This is a genomic window from Pseudomonas sp. H1_D05, from assembly GCF_054682705.1.
Genome location: NZ_CP162825.1, coordinates 467724 through 484529 on the forward strand (window position 1 = coordinate 467724; position 16806 = coordinate 484529).

16 protein-coding genes are annotated in these 16806 nt (G+C 59.5%); 9 read left to right on the top strand and 7 right to left on the bottom strand.

The window, feature by feature from the left end; genetic code table 11:
• Positions 1 to 64: 64 nt before the first annotated feature.
• A complete protein-coding gene (locus tag AB4O11_RS02140; protein ID WP_460130004.1) occupies positions 65 to 679 on the bottom strand; it encodes an NAD(P)-dependent oxidoreductase in 615 nt (204 codons plus the stop codon).
• 45 nt (positions 680 to 724) lie between these two features.
• A complete protein-coding gene (locus tag AB4O11_RS02145; RefSeq protein WP_093430539.1) occupies positions 725 to 1603 on the bottom strand; it encodes an MBL fold metallo-hydrolase in 879 nt (292 codons plus the stop codon).
• Between the two features lie 114 nt (positions 1604 to 1717).
• Here AB4O11_RS02145 and AB4O11_RS02150 point away from each other — a divergent pair, with 114 nt between their 5' ends.
• Positions 1718 to 2623: a LysR family transcriptional regulator gene (locus AB4O11_RS02150; RefSeq protein WP_460092078.1), complete on the top strand. Its 906-nt coding sequence runs from the start codon at positions 1718 to 1720 to the stop codon at positions 2621 to 2623.
• Between the two features lie 117 nt (positions 2624 to 2740).
• Positions 2741 to 2917, top strand: coding sequence for a hypothetical protein (locus tag AB4O11_RS02155; RefSeq protein WP_460130006.1), 177 nt, complete (start codon positions 2741 to 2743; stop codon positions 2915 to 2917).
• Positions 2918 to 3051: 134 nt separating this feature from the next.
• On the opposite strand, the gene AB4O11_RS02160 is transcribed toward AB4O11_RS02155, so the two are convergent.
• Complete coding sequence (locus tag AB4O11_RS02160; RefSeq protein WP_460130008.1) at positions 3052 to 3936, bottom strand: helix-turn-helix domain-containing protein; 885 nt, start codon at positions 3934 to 3936, stop codon at positions 3052 to 3054.
• Positions 3937 to 4122: 186 nt separating this feature from the next.
• Here AB4O11_RS02160 and pobA point away from each other — a divergent pair, with 186 nt between their 5' ends.
• Complete coding sequence (gene pobA, locus AB4O11_RS02165; RefSeq protein WP_460131035.1) at positions 4123 to 5307, top strand: 4-hydroxybenzoate 3-monooxygenase; 1185 nt, start codon at positions 4123 to 4125, stop codon at positions 5305 to 5307.
• Positions 5308 to 5386: 79 nt separating this feature from the next.
• A complete protein-coding gene (locus AB4O11_RS02170) occupies positions 5387 to 6904 on the top strand; it encodes an MDR family MFS transporter (protein ID WP_320336417.1) in 1518 nt (505 codons plus the stop codon).
• Between the two features lie 144 nt (positions 6905 to 7048).
• Here AB4O11_RS02170 and AB4O11_RS02175 read toward each other — a convergent pair whose 3' ends face one another.
• From AB4O11_RS02175 to AB4O11_RS02190, 4 genes are all read right to left on the bottom strand, one after another.
• Entirely contained in the window at positions 7049 to 7897 is an 849-nt protein-coding gene (locus AB4O11_RS02175) for a cache domain-containing protein (protein WP_099757038.1), read from the bottom strand.
• A 130-nt stretch (positions 7898 to 8027) separates the two neighbouring features.
• Positions 8028 to 8882, bottom strand: coding sequence for an ATPase (locus tag AB4O11_RS02180; RefSeq protein ID WP_093430545.1), 855 nt, complete (start codon positions 8880 to 8882; stop codon positions 8028 to 8030).
• 116 nt (positions 8883 to 8998) lie between these two features.
• Entirely contained in the window at positions 8999 to 9991 is a 993-nt protein-coding gene (locus tag AB4O11_RS02185; protein ID WP_093430546.1) for an NAD-dependent epimerase/dehydratase family protein, read from the bottom strand.
• A 54-nt stretch (positions 9992 to 10045) separates the two neighbouring features.
• Entirely contained in the window at positions 10046 to 10939 is an 894-nt protein-coding gene (locus AB4O11_RS02190; protein WP_460092083.1) for a LysR family transcriptional regulator ArgP, read from the bottom strand.
• A gap of 96 nt (positions 10940 to 11035) precedes the next feature.
• On the opposite strand from AB4O11_RS02190, the gene AB4O11_RS02195 reads away from it, so the two are divergent.
• The 5 genes from AB4O11_RS02195 to AB4O11_RS02215 all read left to right on the top strand — a co-directional run bounded on the left by AB4O11_RS02195 (position 11036) and on the right by AB4O11_RS02215 (position 16773).
• Positions 11036 to 11437 carry an ACT domain-containing protein gene (locus tag AB4O11_RS02195; protein ID WP_186622841.1) on the top strand — a complete coding sequence of 134 codons (402 nt, stop codon included), beginning with the start codon at positions 11036 to 11038 and terminating at the stop codon, positions 11435 to 11437.
• Between the two features lie 5 nt (positions 11438 to 11442).
• Positions 11443 to 12045, top strand: a complete 603-nt coding sequence (locus AB4O11_RS02200) for a LysE/ArgO family amino acid transporter (RefSeq protein WP_460130011.1) — start codon at positions 11443 to 11445, stop codon at positions 12043 to 12045.
• A 176-nt stretch (positions 12046 to 12221) separates the two neighbouring features.
• Positions 12222 to 12818: a superoxide dismutase gene (locus AB4O11_RS02205; protein WP_007918933.1), complete on the top strand. Its 597-nt coding sequence runs from the start codon at positions 12222 to 12224 to the stop codon at positions 12816 to 12818.
• A 332-nt stretch (positions 12819 to 13150) separates the two neighbouring features.
• Complete coding sequence (locus AB4O11_RS02210) at positions 13151 to 15202, top strand: putative bifunctional diguanylate cyclase/phosphodiesterase (protein ID WP_093430550.1); 2052 nt, start codon at positions 13151 to 13153, stop codon at positions 15200 to 15202.
• 227 nt (positions 15203 to 15429) lie between these two features.
• Complete coding sequence (locus AB4O11_RS02215) at positions 15430 to 16773, top strand: imelysin family protein (protein WP_093430551.1); 1344 nt, start codon at positions 15430 to 15432, stop codon at positions 16771 to 16773.
• Positions 16774 to 16806 lie beyond the last annotated feature (33 nt).

A 16806-nucleotide genomic window follows, 5' to 3' on the forward strand; every position in this document is an offset into this window, starting at 1 on the left:
GCCAGACACCTCGGTCGGCTCCCTCTCCCTCGGGAGAGGGCTGGGGTGAGGGGCAAGGATTCACTCAGTACCCGACAGTAAACCGCTGACGCGAATGCTTCGGCGTTTCCACCTCGTCGATCAGCGCAATCGCGTAATCAGCAAAAGTAATCCAGCTACGCCCTTCAGCACTCACCAGCAAATGATCCTGGCCGACACGAAAACTACCCGTGCGCTCACCTTCGACAAACTCTGCCGACGGCGACAGAAAGGTCCAGTCCAGTTCTTTCTCTTGCCGCAACGCCTCAAGAAATGCCGCACCGGCACTGGCCTCAGCTTTGTACTCCGCCGGAAATCCCGCGCTGTCGATCACTCGCGTATCGTCCGGTAGCAACAACGAACCGGCCCCACCCACCACCAGCAGACGCTTCACACCCGCCTGCTTCACTGGCCCGACAATCGCCGCCGCAGGCACGGTGGCAAAATGCGCGGCGGTGATCACCACATCATGACCGGCCACGGCGTCCTGCAACGCGGCCGAATCCAGCACATCGACTTTCTTGCTGACCACACCGCTACGGGCGCCGATCTTCGAGGTATCGCGGGCGATAGCGGTGACGCTATGGCCGCGACGCAGGGCTTCTTCCAGCAGTTGGCTACCGGCTCGGCCGGTGGCACCAATGATTGCGATCTTGCTCATGACATTCTCCAGTTGGCTTGAGAGTGCTGCGTTTTCAGAATCGGCTTACCACTGCATTTCGCCCTTGGCGACTTTCGCGCTCAGCTCCAGCGAACTTTCTTCGCCGAGTGTCGGGTAGCGCTTTTTCATCGCGGCGATCAGTGCGGCGGAATCTTTGGCCTTGGCGGTTTCCGCGTCGAAAGCCTTAATGTAGTCGGCGGTGAATTTCACGCTGGCCAGCGAGCGGCTGCTGTCACCCAGGTAGTGACCCGGCACCACGGTGTTCGGTTTGAGGGTTTCGATCGAGTGCAACGTTTCCAGCCAGTCGGCGTGGGATTGCGCGCTCTGGGTATCGGCCATCCATACGTGGATGTTCTCGGCGACAACCACACCACCGACCACGGCTTTGAGCGACGGGATCCACACAAAACTGCGATCCGGTTGTTTGCCGTCGAGACCGATGACCTGCAATTTCTGCCCTTCGAGCATCAGGCTGTCACCCTTGAGCACGCCCGGCACGATGGTTTTCGCCGGCACGTCGGCGCCCATTTTCGGGCCCCAGAAGGCCAGTTTGCCGGCGACGGTTTTGTTGATGTGATCAACCGTCGGCTGCGAGGCCAATACCTTGGCCTCCGGGAATGCCTTGGTCAGGGTATCAAGGCCGAAGTAGTAATCCGGGTCGCCGTGGCTGATGTAGATAGTGGTGAGGTGCTTGCCGCTGGCGCGGATCTTTTCCACGACTTGCTCGGCCTGGGATTTGCCGAATTGCGCATCAACGAGGATCGCGTCTTTCTCACCGCTGACCAGCACCGAGGTCACCGGGAAAATCGCGTTTGTCCCTGGGTTGTAGACATCCAGGGTCAGATTGGCCGCCGCTGCATGCGCGGCGAAACCCAGGGAAGCAGTGGCGAGCAGAACGCGTTTGAGTGTGGTGAAGCCGATCATCTGTTGCTCCGGTGTCCGAATGCCGTGTTTGGCGATGGAACAGAGCTTAGTTGCCTGACTCAGTACAAAAAATGCGATGCTTGAACATAGTTTGTTTCTGAAAGCGGGCAAATCATGGATCGTCTCCAAGCAATGCGGGTGTTTGTCACCGTGGTGGACCTGGGCAGCCAGTCGGCCGCAGCCGATCATCTGGACCTTTCGCGGCCGGTGGTTTCACGTTATCTGGCAGAGCTGGAGGACTGGGTCGGCGCACGCCTGATGCACCGCACCACGCGCAAGTTGAGCCTGACCGCCGCCGGCAGTGAGATTCTGCCGCGCTGCCGGCAGATGCTGGAGTTGTCGAGCGACATGCAGGCCGCCGTCAGCGAACCCCACGATGCCCCGCGCGGGCTATTGCGGATCAGCGTCAGCACTTCGTTCGGCCAGGCCCAACTGGCGGATGCGATGGCCGCCTACGTCAAACGCTACCCAGGTGTGAGCATCGATCTGCAAATGCTCGATCGCACGGTGAATCTGGTCGATGAGCGCATCGACCTGGCGATTCGCACCAGTAACGATCTCGACCCCAACCTGATCGCCCGACGCCTGACCGTTTGTCGTTCGGTAGTCTGCGCCGCGCCCGCTTATCTGCAGGAGCAAGCGGCGCCATTACGGGTCGAGGATCTGAGCAGACACAATTGCCTGACGCACTCGTATTTCGGCAAAAGCCTGTGGCATTTCGAGGAGGATGGCGAACCGGTTTCAGTGCCGGTGCAGGGCAATATCAGCGCCAACGAGGCCAGCACGTTATTGCGCGCGACACTGGCTGGCGCGGGGGTGGCGATGCTGCCGACCTATCAGGCCGGGGTGCATATTCACAGCGGCGAACTGGTCCGCCTGCTGCCCCATGCCGAGCCGCGACAGATGAACATCTACGCGGTGTACGCCTCACGCAAACACATGCCGGCGGCGCTGCGCAGCATGCTGGATTTTCTGGTAGAGCGCTTTCCTGAGCATCCGCAATGGGACGTTGATCTGTAAACCGATCCAATGTGCTGAATGGCCGGTTAAATCCTCAAGCACACTCGCTGGCAACTCCCCAGCGCTGACCTATGCTGAAAGTAATACCGCAAGGTATGTCGTTCAGAGGTCTACGCCATGAACATCAAAACAAGAAGGTACATCGCGATTTTCATCACCTGCGCCGCCACCCTGGCACTGTACGGCACCGCTGCCTGGCGGGTCGAACAGCTGCGACAACTGCCGCACGAGTATGCGAGCTGCAACTTCGAGCGCTGCATTCCGCACAATGCCACTCTGAACGCATTGCGCTGAGGTAATTGAGCTGGAATGCGCCCCTGTGGGAGCGAGCTTGCTCGCGAATGCAGTGTGTCAATCACCATTATTGGCGGCTGATACACCGCTTCGCGAGCAAGCTCGCTCCCACAGTGTTTAGTGTGGTTATGAAATTATTGTTCGGCTTTCAATCGGTCGCGGAAGGCTTTTGGCGATATCCCCACCCGGCGCCGAAACAGGCGCGTGAAGTTGGTCGGATCGGAAAACCCCAACAACTCCGACATCTCGTAAATCGTCATGCTGGTGTAGGTCAGCAAGCGCTTGGCTTCCAGCAACTGACGCTCGTGCATGATCTGCAACGCCGGTTGCCCCGCCAGTTCACGGCAAGTGCCGTTAAGGTGCGATACCGAAATCCCCAGCCGATGCGCCAGGTCTTCAACCTTCACATGCTGGCGATAAGTTTCCTCGACCAATTGAATAAAGCCATTGAGGTATTCGCGCTGACGTTGCGGCCGCTGACTGGCTTTGTGCCGCACGATCGCCTGCCGGCTGACCCAGACCATGATCACGCTGACCAGCGAATGCATGAGCATTTCCCGCGCCGGTTGGTGGCCGTTGTACTCAGCCTGCAACGCCGAAAACAGGCTGTTGAGGTAATCACCGTCGATGCCTGCCGGGTAGTTCTCTGCACTGGCCAGTGCGTGCACCGAATCGCCCAGTTGCGCCTGCAAGTGATTGATCAGCGGTGTGGCGAGGGTAACGATGAACCCTTCGACGTCTTCGGAAAAACGAAAGCCGTGCACCGACAATGGTGGCAGCACTTGAATCGCCGGAGTTTCGAGTTGCGTGCGCTGCCCTTCGATCTCAAGCTCTGCCTGACCTTTGAAGACGAAGAGCAACTGGCACAAATCAGCATGGCGGTGGGGTTTGATTTCCCACTCATGTTCGCGACTGCGGGAGGAAATGGTTTCACAGTGCAGCAAGTCAGGGGTCGGCCAGTCCAGGCTTTCACCGTAGAGCTTGAACACTGGAATCGAAGGCAGCTCAGGCTTGTTCATCACTTCAATCCAGGCCTCGGGGTTGTGGGCGATAATCGCACCGATTGGCAGAATGTACAGGTATCAGCTCAGTTTTCACCTTCAATTGACAGACCCGCAAGGGAAAAATGCAAGCACTCGATCCATAAAAAATATTCACCGGCGCTTGTCGCGTGAAGCTTGCGAGCCATAAAAACAATGAAAACGCTGAAAACCCAAGTCGCCATTATCGGCGCCGGTCCGTCCGGATTGCTCCTCGGCCAGTTGCTGCACAACGCTGGTATCGACACCCTCATCCTTGAACGCCAGACACCTGATTACGTGCTCGGACGCATTCGCGCCGGGGTACTTGAACAGGGCATGGTAGAGCTGTTGCGTCAGGCTGGCGTGAGTCAGCGCATGGACGCCGAAGGTCTGGTGCATGGCGGTTTCGATCTGGCCCTGGACGGACGTCAGGTGCACATCGATCTGCACGCGCTGACCGGTGGCAAGAGCGTGATGATCTACGGCCAGACCGAAGTCACCCGCGACCTGATGGCCGCTCGTCGGGAGGCTGGTGCGCCGACCATTTACCAGGCGAGGGATGTCGTTCCTCACGGCATGAAAAGCGACGAGGCATTTGTCACCTTCGAAAAGGACGGCGAAACCTTTCGCGTCGATTGCGATTACATCGCCGGTTGCGATGGTTTCCACGGGGTCGCGCGGCAGTCGATTCCGGCCGATAGCCTGAAGGTCTTCGAGCGGGTTTATCCGTTTGGCTGGCTGGGGATTCTGGCCGACACGCCGCCGGTGCATGAGGAGTTGGTCTACGCCCGCCATGAACGTGGCTTCGCTCTGTGCAGCATGCGTTCGGCCACCCGCACCCGCTATTACCTGCAAGTGCCGGCGGATGAAAATGTCGATGACTGGAGCGATCAGCGCTTTTGGGATGAATTGAAAAATCGTCTGCCGGTGGAGCTTGCCGAGAAGCTGGTCACTGGCCCATCGATTGAAAAGAGCATCGCGCCGCTGCGCAGTTTTGTCGTCGAGCCGATGCAGTACGGACGGATGTTTCTCGTCGGCGACGCGGCGCATATCGTCCCGCCCACTGGCGCCAAGGGTTTGAATCTGGCCGCCAGCGACGTCAGCACGTTGTTCAATATTCTGCTGAAGGTTTATCGCGACGAGCGCACCGATCTGCTGGAGAAATACTCGGAAATCTGCCTGCGCCGCGTGTGGAAAGCCGAGCGCTTTTCCTGGTGGATGACCTCGATGCTGCATCGCTTCGATGACCACGATGCGTTCAGCCAGCGCATCAGCGCTTCGGAACTGGACTACTTTGTCAGTTCAGAAGCAGGGCGAAAAACCATTGCAGAAAATTACGTCGGACTTCCTTATGAGGCTATCGAATAGCCTGCTACCGACTTACACTGGCGAGCATCCCCGCTCGCCTGATGATCTGCGGGACTCTCACTGCCCGCAGGTTTTGCCCGTGACCAATCTCAATCACCCCGAAACGCCCAAACCGGCCATTCGCAGCGTGCTGGTCGCGCTGATGATGGCGATCTTTCTCGGCGCGCTGGACCAAACCATTGTCGCCGTGTCGATGCCGGCCATTTCTGCGCAGTTCAAGGACGTCAGCCTGCTGGCCTGGGTGATTTCCGGGTACATGGTCGCGATGACGGTGGCCGTGCCGATCTACGGCAAGCTCGGCGACTTGTACGGGCGGCGCAAATTGATGCTGTTCGGCATGGGCCTGTTCACCCTCGCCTCACTCTTTTGCGGCATGGCGCAGAGCATGGAGCAACTGGTGCTGGCGCGGATCCTTCAGGGCATCGGCGCCGGCGGGATGATCTCGGTAAGTCAGGCAATCATCGGTGACATCGTGCCGCCGCGTGAACGCGGGCGTTATCAGGGTTACTTCAGCAGCATGTACGCGGTGGCCAGTGTCGCCGGCCCGGTACTCGGTGGTTACATGACCGAGTACCTGTCGTGGCGCTGGGTATTTCTGATCAACCTGCCGCTGGGCCTCGGTGCCTGGTGGGTGGCGCGGCGCAATCTGCGTGGCCTGCCGATTCCCCAGCGCAAACCGGTCATCGATTACCTCGGCACGCTGCTGATGATCATCGGCCTCACTGCCCTGCTGCTGGGCATCACTCAGGTTGGCCAGGGTCATTCGTGGCGCAGCAGTGAAGTGCTCGGGCTGTTTGCATGTGCGGTGGTGGTGTTGGCGCTGTTTGTCTGGCACGAACGCCGGGCGCGGGAGCCGTTGCTGCCGATGCACCTGTTCGCCAATCGCAACGCGCTGCTGTGCTGGTGCACGATTTTCTTCACCAGTTTCCAGGCGATTTCGTTGATCGTGCTGATGCCGCTGCGCTTTCAGAGTGTCACTGGGGCAGGGGCCGACAGTGCCGCGTTGCACTTGCTGCCGCTGGCGATGGGGCTGCCGATTGGTGCGTTTTTCGCCGGGCGTCGCACGTCGATTACCGGACGCTACAAACCGCAGATTCTGACCGGTGCGATGCTGATGCCGGTTGCGATCTTCGGTATGGCGTTCAGCCCACCCGAGGCGACGCTGGTCAGTGGTCTGTTCATGTTGCTCTGCGGTATCTCCAGCGGCATGCAATTCCCGACTTCGCTGGTCGGCACGCAAAACTCGGTAGAGCAACGCGACATCGGCGTAGCGACCAGCACCACCAACCTGTTTCGCTCCCTCGGCGGCGCAGTGGGCGTGGCGTTGATGTCGGCGCTGTTGCTGGCGTTGTTACAGGACTCCAGCTTCGCCCATCTGGCAAGCAGTTCACTGATGAGCGAAGGGCATTCGGGCAACGTCTTGCTCGATGGTCTGAACGCCGCGCCGGGTGATGCGCAGAACGCCTTGCGCGCGGAATTGCTGGTGACATTCCGGCATTTGCTGTGGGTAAGTGCGGCGGTGTCGTTGCTGGGATTGGCGGCAGCGATTGCGATGCCGAACAACCTGCTGCGCGGACGCGAGCACGGCGCCAAATAACTTTCTCCCGTTGATCGTTCCCACGCTCTGCGTGGGAATGCCTCAACGGACGCTCTGCGTTCGGCTTTGGATGGGACGCAGAGCGTCCCGGGCTGCATTCCCACGCGGAGCGTGGGAACGATCAGTACAAGAGCGGCATTTCGTTCAGGGGCTGTAGTAACCGACGGCTACAAGGAAATGCCCGGCCTTCTTCAGGTAGGCATGTTTGTCCTCAACCTTGCCGGTCACCGGGTTCTTCCAGCGGTATTCATACTCACCGTCATCCTGCTTGCCGATCAGCGCCAGAATCGGCTCGCCCACCGGTTTGCCATCCGGATCCTTGATCTTGCCGAAGTCGGTGTTGATCAAGCGCAGGTTGGTGCCGTGGGCAACGTAGCGCTGGGTGTTCAGATCAACCACAAACACATACAAGTCGTCCTGCAAGTAGCCACCCTTGAGTGAGTTGATCGCCGTCAGCGTGGCCTTCTCGTCTTTGCCCAAATCAGTCGCCGCTTTATCGAGCAACGCCTTGGCCTGCTCGGCCGAGGCTCGCGGCAAGTAGTAACCCACCGCCAGAATCCGCTGACCGATGCGCTGGTAATACACATGCTTGCGCTCGACCTTGCCGTCCGACCAGTTCTGCCAACGGTATTCGGCCTGCTGGATGCCGTTGCCTTCCGGCACTTTCAACGCGTCCTTGAAGGTTTTCTGCAAATCCGGGCCGAGCACTTCACTGACGTCACGACCGATCAACGCTGATGAAGGCCCGCCGCTGGCGAGCATCACGCCTTTGGTGTCGACCACGAACACGTAGCGATCCTTGTCGACGAACTCGCCCTGACGGCTGAACGCGGCGAACGCCTTGTCGCCATTGTCGTGGTAATAGGCCAGGGCTTTTTCCAGCAAGGCGATGGCGGCCTGACTGTCATCCTTGGCGGTCGTGGCGGCGCTGGCCTGGCCGAAACCGGCCAGTAACATCACGCTGAGCCAGGCCACTTTATGCAAAAACCCCATAGCGCATCCCTCGTTCTTGTTGGTGTTTCAAGAGCGTAGACGGCTTGGGCTGATGTATGGATATTCAGAGGGTTTCTGAACGTTTCGCGGCTTGAGTGGTGAGGCGAGCCTCACCACCGTTGAGCAAGTCTTACGGGCGGGAATTGATCTGCTGCTGCAGGTTCTGAATCTGCGCCTGAAGGGTATTGATGTTGCGGGTCATCTGCCCGCGGAAAGCGTCGAACTCGGCGGTATTGCCGCCGCCTTGCGGGGCTGCCGGGCGGTTGTCCTGCTCGCTTTTGAGGACGACGATTTCCTGTTCGAGGCGATCGATCGCCGCGCTCGGGTTGCCCTGCTTCTTCAACGCCGCGATATCGGCACCGAGGCTTTTGAACTGAGCGTCAAAGGCCTTCAACTGAGCGTCGACCTTGCTGGTGTCGGCCGGTGTGCTTTTCACCGTCGCCAGTTCCGCAGTCAAGGCTTTGACCTGCGCCTGCAACTGGGTATTGGCGTTCTGCTGTTCAGTGGTCTGCGCGGTCATCTGTGCCAGTCGTTTGTCCAGATCACTGGCCTGCCCCGCGACGCCTTGCTGCTGTTTGCTCTGATCGAGCAGCTTGCCTTCGAGCTGTTTGATCTGCAGCTTGAGGGCTTCGCTGTCGCTGGTGACGTTGGACTGGCTGGCCACGACCTTGCCGGAAATGTCCTGCAAGCGCCCCGCCGCTTCTTCACTGATGCGCGCGAAGCTTTCCTGAGTCGCAACCAGTTGCTGCTCCATCAACGAGATTTGCTGGAAACTCCACCAGGCCAGACCGACGAAGGCGAAAAACAGTGCGCCGACCAACGCCCACAACGGGCCGGTGCTGGCCGCCTTGACCTTGACCACGGGCGGCGTGCGCGAATGCACGGAGGTGCGAGCGGTGGTCGGAATGTCATCGTCGTCGAAGGTGTCGGCACGCAGGCTCGGGACATCATCGAAATCGTCGTGGGCATCATTACGCATGGACATTGAGGCAACCTTTGTGAAACGCGGTGATGGCTAAATGCTGCGAAGTATAACCGCCGCAGCCGCAGGGATTGACCCCCAAGCGGCTACACGGTTCATTGCCGCCCGGCCGAATCGTTTCAACGGATGTCCTGAGCTTTCCACCAGCCGCAGAACTCATCCAGCGCCGACCACAGGCTGACTTTCGGATCGTAGTCCAGATAATGTCGGGCGCGGCTGATGTCGAGGGTGAAATTTTTTTTCATTACCTGCATGCCGAGCCGCGACAGGGTTGGCTCCGGACGCCCGGGCCAGAGCTTGCATGCACCTTCGTTGAGCGCCGCGACGCTGTAGGCCAGACCATACGATCGGTACTTGGTGACCTGTGGCACTTCCATCTTGCGCATCACGTAATTGACCACATCCCACAACGGTACCGGCACACCGTTGCTGATGTTGTAGGCCTTGCCCAGCGCGGAACCGGCGGCCAGCAAACTGCTGAGCATCGCTTCGTTGAGGTTCTGCACGCTGGTGAAATCGACTTTGTTCAGGCCATTGCCGATGATCGCCAGGCGGCCCTTGCGCTGCATATTAAGCAGGCGCGGGAAGATGCTCATATCACCGGCGCCGGTGACGAAACGCGGGCGCAGGGCAATGGTTTCCAGGCCGAACTCCTGCGCACCGAAAACCTTTTGCTCAGCCAGATATTTGGTCGCGGCGTAGTGATGCTTGAAGCGCTTGGGTACTTGCTCTTCCGTCAGGTTGAAATGATCGCGGCCATCGAAATAGATCGATGGCGACGACAGATGCACCAAACGGCGGACGCGCTGTTTCAGACAGGCTTCGACAACGTTTTCGGTGACCTGCACGTTGCCTTGATGAAAGTCCTGATAGCGGCCCCACAGCCCGACGGCGCCCGCGCAATGCACCACGGCTTCAACATCGGAACACAGCTCGCGGACCAGATCGGGATCGGTCAGGTCGCCGGGGACAAACTCGGCGCCACGGCGCACCAGATGTTCGACGCTCTCGGCCCGGCGACCGTTGACCCGCACGTCCAGGCCCTGCTCCAGGGCGAAACGCGCAAAGCGTCCGCCAATGAAGCCGCTTGCGCCGGTGACCAGAATTTTCATGTAAAGCTCCGATGTCTTTCGTTTTGCCTGATTCGAGTGTCTTGACGCTGGCCCTCAGTCCAACGGCACTAGCCATTGCGCCGAAGAACGCAGCAATTGCTCGGTCAGCAGGCCCAGCAGCTGACCGCCATTACGCCAATGATGCCAGTACAACGGCACGTCGATCGGTTTATCTGGCAGCAGTTCATGCAATAACCCGCGTTGCAATTGATCGCGCACTTGCAGTTCCGGCACCAGGCCCCAGCCCAGTCCGGCTTCGATCAGGCGGATAAAACCTTCCGAGGAAGGACATAAATGGTGTTCGAATCCGCCATCGACGCCCAACGAGGCGAGGTAACGATGCTGGAGGAAGTCGTCCGGGCCGAACACCAGCGCCGGGGTGCGTGGCAGTTGCTCGGCGCGCACGCCGTCGGGGAAATGCCGTGCGATGAACGCCGGGCTGGCCAGCGCGCGATAACGCATCGCCCCGAGCAACACACTGCGTGCCCCGGCCACCGGCCGTTCACTGGCGCAGAGGCACGCGGCCACTTCACCGGCGCGCATGCGTTTGAGGCCGACGGTCTGGTCTTCGACAATCAGATCGAGCAGCAAATGTTGTTCGGCGCAAAAATCTCCCACCGCTTTGGCCCACCACGTGGCGAGGCTGTCGGCATTAAGAGCGATGCGCAAACGTTCCGGCACCCCCTCCTCGTCCAGCGCGGGCACAAGGGTTTGCAGGTCACGCTCGAGCAGACGCACCTGCTGCACATGGTTGAGCAGACGCCGGCCTATCTCGGTCGGCGACGGTGGCGTGCCGCGAATCAACACCGGTTGGCCGACCCGCGCTTCGAGCAGTTTGATCCGCTGCGAAATCGCCGATTGCGACAAACCCAGCACCTGCGCGGCCCGTTCGAAGCCGGCCTGCTCGACCACAGCGGCCAGAGCAGAAAGCAATTTGTAGTCGAACATCAGTTTTCCTAATGAGCGATCAGCACTATTGGTTTTTCTTATACAGGTTTCGCCCGGAGAATAGCCAGCAAGCACTCTTTATCAAGGATCACTGCAATGGCTGGCGAAACCTCACTCACAACCTTGTTGCGCAGCATGAGCCCGCAATTGAACGCCGGCGAATACGTATTCTGCACCCTGCCCGATGGCGTGTTACCGAGGGATCTGGAGATCGTCGGCAGCTTCCGCGAACAGGAAGGCCTGACCGTGATTCTCGAACGCTCCCAAGCTGAACAGGCCGGTTTCAGTTTCGACTACGTCGCCGCGTGGATCACCCTCAACGTGCACTCGGCGCTGGAAGCCGTGGGCCTCACCGCCGCATTCGCCACGGCACTGGGCAAGGCCGGGATCAGTTGCAACGTGATTGCCGGCTATTACCACGACCATTTGTTCGTCGGCCAGGCCGACGCCGAACGCGCCATGCAAGTGCTGCGCGATCTCGCAGCCAACGCGGAGTAATTGTTATGTGGCAAAGCTATCTGAACGGCCTGCTGGTGGCGTTCGGGCTGATCATGGCGATCGGCACGCAGAACGCTTTTGTATTGGCGCAGAGCCTGCGTCGTGAACATCACCTGCCCGTGGCGGCGTTGTGCGTGGTTTGCGATGCGCTGCTGGTGGCGGCCGGGGTATTCGGCCTGGCGACGATTCTGGCGCAAAACCCGACGCTGCTCGCCATTGCCCGTTGGGGCGGCGCGACGTTTCTGATCTGGTACGGCAGCCAGGCGCTGCGCAGGGCGTGTTCGAAACAGAGCATGGGGCAAGGCGAGAATCAGACCGTGCGTTCGCTGCGTGCGGTAATGCTCAGCGCTTTGGCGGTGACGCTGCTCAACCCGCACGTTTACCTGGATACGGTGTTGCTGATCGGCTCGCTCGGCGCGCAGCAATCGGTGCCGGGCGCTTATGTAGTGGGCGCGGCGAGTGCTTCGTTGCTGTGGTTTTTCACGTTGGCACTGGGTGCTGCGTGGTTGGCGCCATATCTGGCCCGGCCGAGTACCTGGCGGATTCTTGATCTGGTGGTGGCGTTGATGATGTTCACGGTCGCCGGGCAGTTGATATTGGCGAGCTGATTTATTCCAAACCGCTCTGGAACCTCTATCCCACACAGTTGTTGCGTGGTTATGCCGCAACCCCGGTGCTATGATCGAAACCCTGCGCCGCAAAGAGTAAAAACTCGCCGGTGCATTTCTGGCCGCCCGTGATCGGCCTTGCGCTCACCGCAACAGACCTGATTAGGAGAATCATCATGGCTTTCGAATTGCCGCCGCTGCCTTACGCACACGATGCCCTGCAGCCGCACATTTCCAAGGAAACCCTGGAATACCACCACGACAAGCACCACAACACCTATGTCGTGAACCTGAACAACCTGGTGCCAGGCACCGAGTTCGAAGGCAAGACCCTGGAAGAAATCGTCAAGACTTCCTCGGGCGGTATCTTCAACAACGCCGCTCAGGTCTGGAACCACACTTTCTACTGGAACTGCCTGGCGCCAAACGCCGGCGGTCAACCAACCGGCGCGCTGGCTGAAGCCATCAATGCTGCTTTCGGTTCGTTCGACAAGTTCAAGGAAGAGTTCAGCAAAACCTCGATCGGCACCTTCGGTTCCGGCTGGGGCTGGCTGGTGAAAAAGGCTGACGGTTCCCTGGCTCTGGCCAGCACCATCGGCGCCGGCAACCCGCTGACCAGCGGCGACACTCCGCTGCTGACTTGCGACGTCTGGGAACACGCTTACTACATCGACTACCGCAACGTTCGTCCGAAGTATGTCGAAGCGTTCTGGAACCTGGTCAACTGGAAGTTCGTTGCTGAGCAGTTCGAAGGCAAAACCTTCACCGCTTAAGCTGCGCGCCAGTCAAAAAACCCGGCTTTTGCCGGGTTTTTTATGCCTGCATTTAAATAGCGTTTTTCTCACGCTGAAAGCTGTCTGCCGCTGCTTGCCGCCATGCCACAGCGGGCTAACATCAAAAAGAGGAAAAAATGCTGCGAACCGCTCAAGTTGAGGGGCGAAACTACCGACATAGTACAAATTAGGGCTAATACTCCAGACAGCAGCATTTCGGCCAAGGCTATGGGCGAATCGTCCCCGGTCTGATTGTCCCTTTGACTGCAAACTCGGGATTGCCAATACTCATGGCAACTTGACGCTACCCGCACGGAACAAGGAATAACCCTTTGAAGCTGGAACTCAAGAACAGCTTGTCGGTGAAGTTGCTCCGGGTCGTGCTCCTGTCGGCATTGATCGTCGGCGTAGTCTTGAGCTGCGCACAGATCGTTTTCGATGCTTACAAAACCCGCCAGGCTGTTGCCGGCGACGCCGAACGCATCCTCGACATGTTCCGCGATCCCTCGACCCAGGCGGTTTACAGCCTCGACCGGGAAATGGGCATGCAGGTGATCGAAGGCCTGTTCCAGGACGATGCCGTGCGTCAGGCTTCTATCGGCCATCCCAACGAAGCCATGCTCGCGCAGAAGTCCCGCGAATTGCAGCAGTCCAACAGCCGCTGGCTGACCGACCTGATTCTCGGCCAGGAACGCACCTTCACCACGCAACTGGTAGGGCGTGGTCCGTACAGCGAGTACTACGGCGACCTGAGCATCACCCTCGACACCGCCACCTATGGCGAGGGCTTTATCGTCAGTTCGGTGATCATCTTTATTTCCGGGGTTTTGCGCGCACTGGCGATGGGCCTGGTGTTGTATCTGGTCTATCACTGGCTGCTGACCAAGCCGTTGTCGCGGATCATCGAACACCTCACCGAGATCAACCCCGATCGCCCCAGCGAACACAAGATTCCGCAGCTCAAGGGCCACGAAAAAAACGAGCTGGGGATCTGGATCAACACCGCCAATCAGTTGCTTGAGTCGATCGAACGCAACACCCATCTGCGTCATGAAGCGGAAAACAGTCTGCTGCGCATGGCCCAGTACGACTTCCTCACCGGCCTGCCGAATCGCCAGCAACTCCAGCAGCAACTGGACAAGATTCTGGTCGACGCCGGCAAGCTGCAACGCCGGGTCGCGGTGTTGTGCGTGGGGCTGGATGATTTCAAAGGCATCAACGAGCAATTCAGCTACCAGACCGGCGACCAATTGTTGCTGGCCCTGGCCGATCGTCTGCGCGCCCACAGCGGCCGCCTCGGCGCCCTCGCCCGCCTCGGCGGCGACCAGTTCGCACTGGTACAAGCGGATATCGAGCAACCTTACGAAGCGGCCGAACTGGCGCAAAGCATCCTTGATGATCTGGAGGCGCCGTTCGCCCTCGACCATCAGGAAATCCGCCTGCGCGCGACCATTGGCATCACCCTGTTCCCGGAGGACGGCGACAGCACCGAGAAGCTGTTGCAGAAGGCCGAGCAGACCATGACCCTGGCCAAGACCCGCTCGCGCAACCGCTATCAGTTCTACATCGCCAGTGTAGATAGCGAGATGCGCCGTCGTCGTGAACTGGAAAAAGACCTGCGCGATGCGCTGTTGCGTGATCAGTTCTATCTCGTCTATCAGCCGCAGATCAGCTATCGCGATCACCGCGTGGTCGGCGTCGAAGCGCTGATTCGCTGGCAGCATCCGGAACACGGTCTGGTGCCGCCGGACCTGTTCATTCCGCTGGCAGAGCAGAACGGCACGATCATCGCCATTGGCGAATGGGTGCTCGATCAGGCCTGCAAGCAATTGCGCGAATGGCACGATATGGGTTTCGCCGACCTGCGCATGGCAGTGAATCTATCGACCGTGCAATTGCACCACGCCGAATTGCCGCGCGTGGTCAATAACCTGCTGCAGATGTACCGCCTGCCACCGCGCAGCCTGGAACTGGAAGTCACCGAAACCGGCCTGATGGAAGACATCAGCACCGCCGCCCAGCACTTGCTCAGCCTGCGCCGCTCTGGCGCATTGATCGCCATCGATGACTTCGGCACCGGCTATTCATCCCTGAGCTATCTGAAAAGCCTGCCACTGGACAAGATCAAGATCGACAAGAGCTTCGTTCAGGACCTGCTCGATGACGACGACGATGCGACCATCGTTCGCGCGATCATTCAACTGGGCAAGAGCCTGGGCATGCAGGTGATTGCCGAGGGCGTGGAAACCGCCGAACAGGAAAGCTACATCATCTCCGAAGGCTGCCACGAAGGTCAGGGTTACCACTACAGCAAACCGCTGCCGGCCCGGGAACTGGGCGCCTATCTCAAACAGGCGCAACGCAGTAACGCGGCCATTCTCTAGAAGATCAAAAGATCGCAGCCTGCGGCAGCGCCTACAGACGAACGCATTTCAAATGCAGGAGCTGCCGAAGGCTCGGGCCGCGATTGGACGATCTTTTGCTATCGATGCGCGAATAAGAAATATTTCCAAGTACGCCCTTTACACATAATGCGAAAGATTTGCATTATGTCGCAGTTTTGCGCACCCCCAGCGCGAGTCCACTCAACTATCGAAGCAGGATGTTCGCCATGATTCGTATGCCTCTGGCTACCGCCAGTCTGCTGGCCATCGCTATTTCCCTCGCCGGTTGCGGCGAAGGCAAAGACAAGGCCGCCGCTCCGGCCGCACCGACCCCAGCCGCCAGCACCAGCGCACCTGCGGCGCCTGCCGCTGCCGGTAAAGTCGACGAAGCCGCCGCCAAGGCTGTGGTCGCGCACTACGCCGACATGGTCTTCGCCGTTTACAGCGATGCCGAATCCACCGCGAAAACCCTGCAGACCGCCGTCGACGCCTTCCTCGCCAAGCCGAACGCCGACACCCTGAAAGCCGCCAAGGCTGCCTGGGTCGCCGCGCGCGTTCCGTACCTGCAGAGCGAAGTGTTCCGCTTCGGCAACACCATCATCGACGATTGGGAAGGTCAGGTTAACGCCTGGCCACTGGACGAGGGTCTGATCGACTACGTCGACAAATCCTACGAGCACGCACTGGGTAACCCGGGCGCCACCGCCAACATCATTGCCAACACCGAAGTTCAGGTCGGCGAAGACAAGGTCGACGTCAAAGACATCACCCCGGAAAAACTCGCCAGCCTCAACGAGCTGGGCGGTTCCGAAGCCAACGTCGCCACCGGCTACCACGCGATCGAATTCCTGCTGTGGGGCCAGGACCTCAACGGCACCGGCCCTGGCGCTGGCAACCGTCCGGCCTCCGACTACCTGGAAGGCGCCGGCGCCACTGGCGGTCACAACGATCGTCGTCGTGCTTACCTGAAGTCCGTGACCCAACTGCTGGTCAGCGACCTGGAAGAAATGGTCGGCAACTGGAAGCCGAACGTGGCTGACAACTACCGTGCCACCCTGGAAGCCGAGCCGGGCGAAACCGGTCTGCGCAAAATGCTCTTCGGCATGGGCAGCCTGTCCCTGGGTGAACTGGCGGGCGAACGTATGAAGGTTTCCCTGGAAGCCAACTCCCCTGAAGACGAGCAGGATTGCTTCAGCGACAACACGCACAACTCGCACTTCTACGATGCCAAAGGCATTCGTAACGTTTACCTGGGCGAGTACACCCGTGTTGACGGCACCAAAATGACCGGCGCCAGCCTGTCGTCGCTGGTGGCCAAGGCCGACCCGGCTGCCGACACCGCGCTGAAAGCCGATCTGGCCGCCACTGAAGCGAAGATCCAGGTCATGGTCGATCACGCCAACAAGGGTGAGCACTACGACCAACTGATCGCTGCCGGCAACACTGCGGGCAACCAGATCGTTCGCGACGCCATCGCCTCGCTGGTCAAGCAGACCGGTTCGATCGAAGCCGCTGCCGGCAAACTGGGCATCAGCGACCTGAACCCGGACAACGCTGATCACGAGTTCTGATCACTGCGTCCGATTCAAAAAAAGGCGACCTTC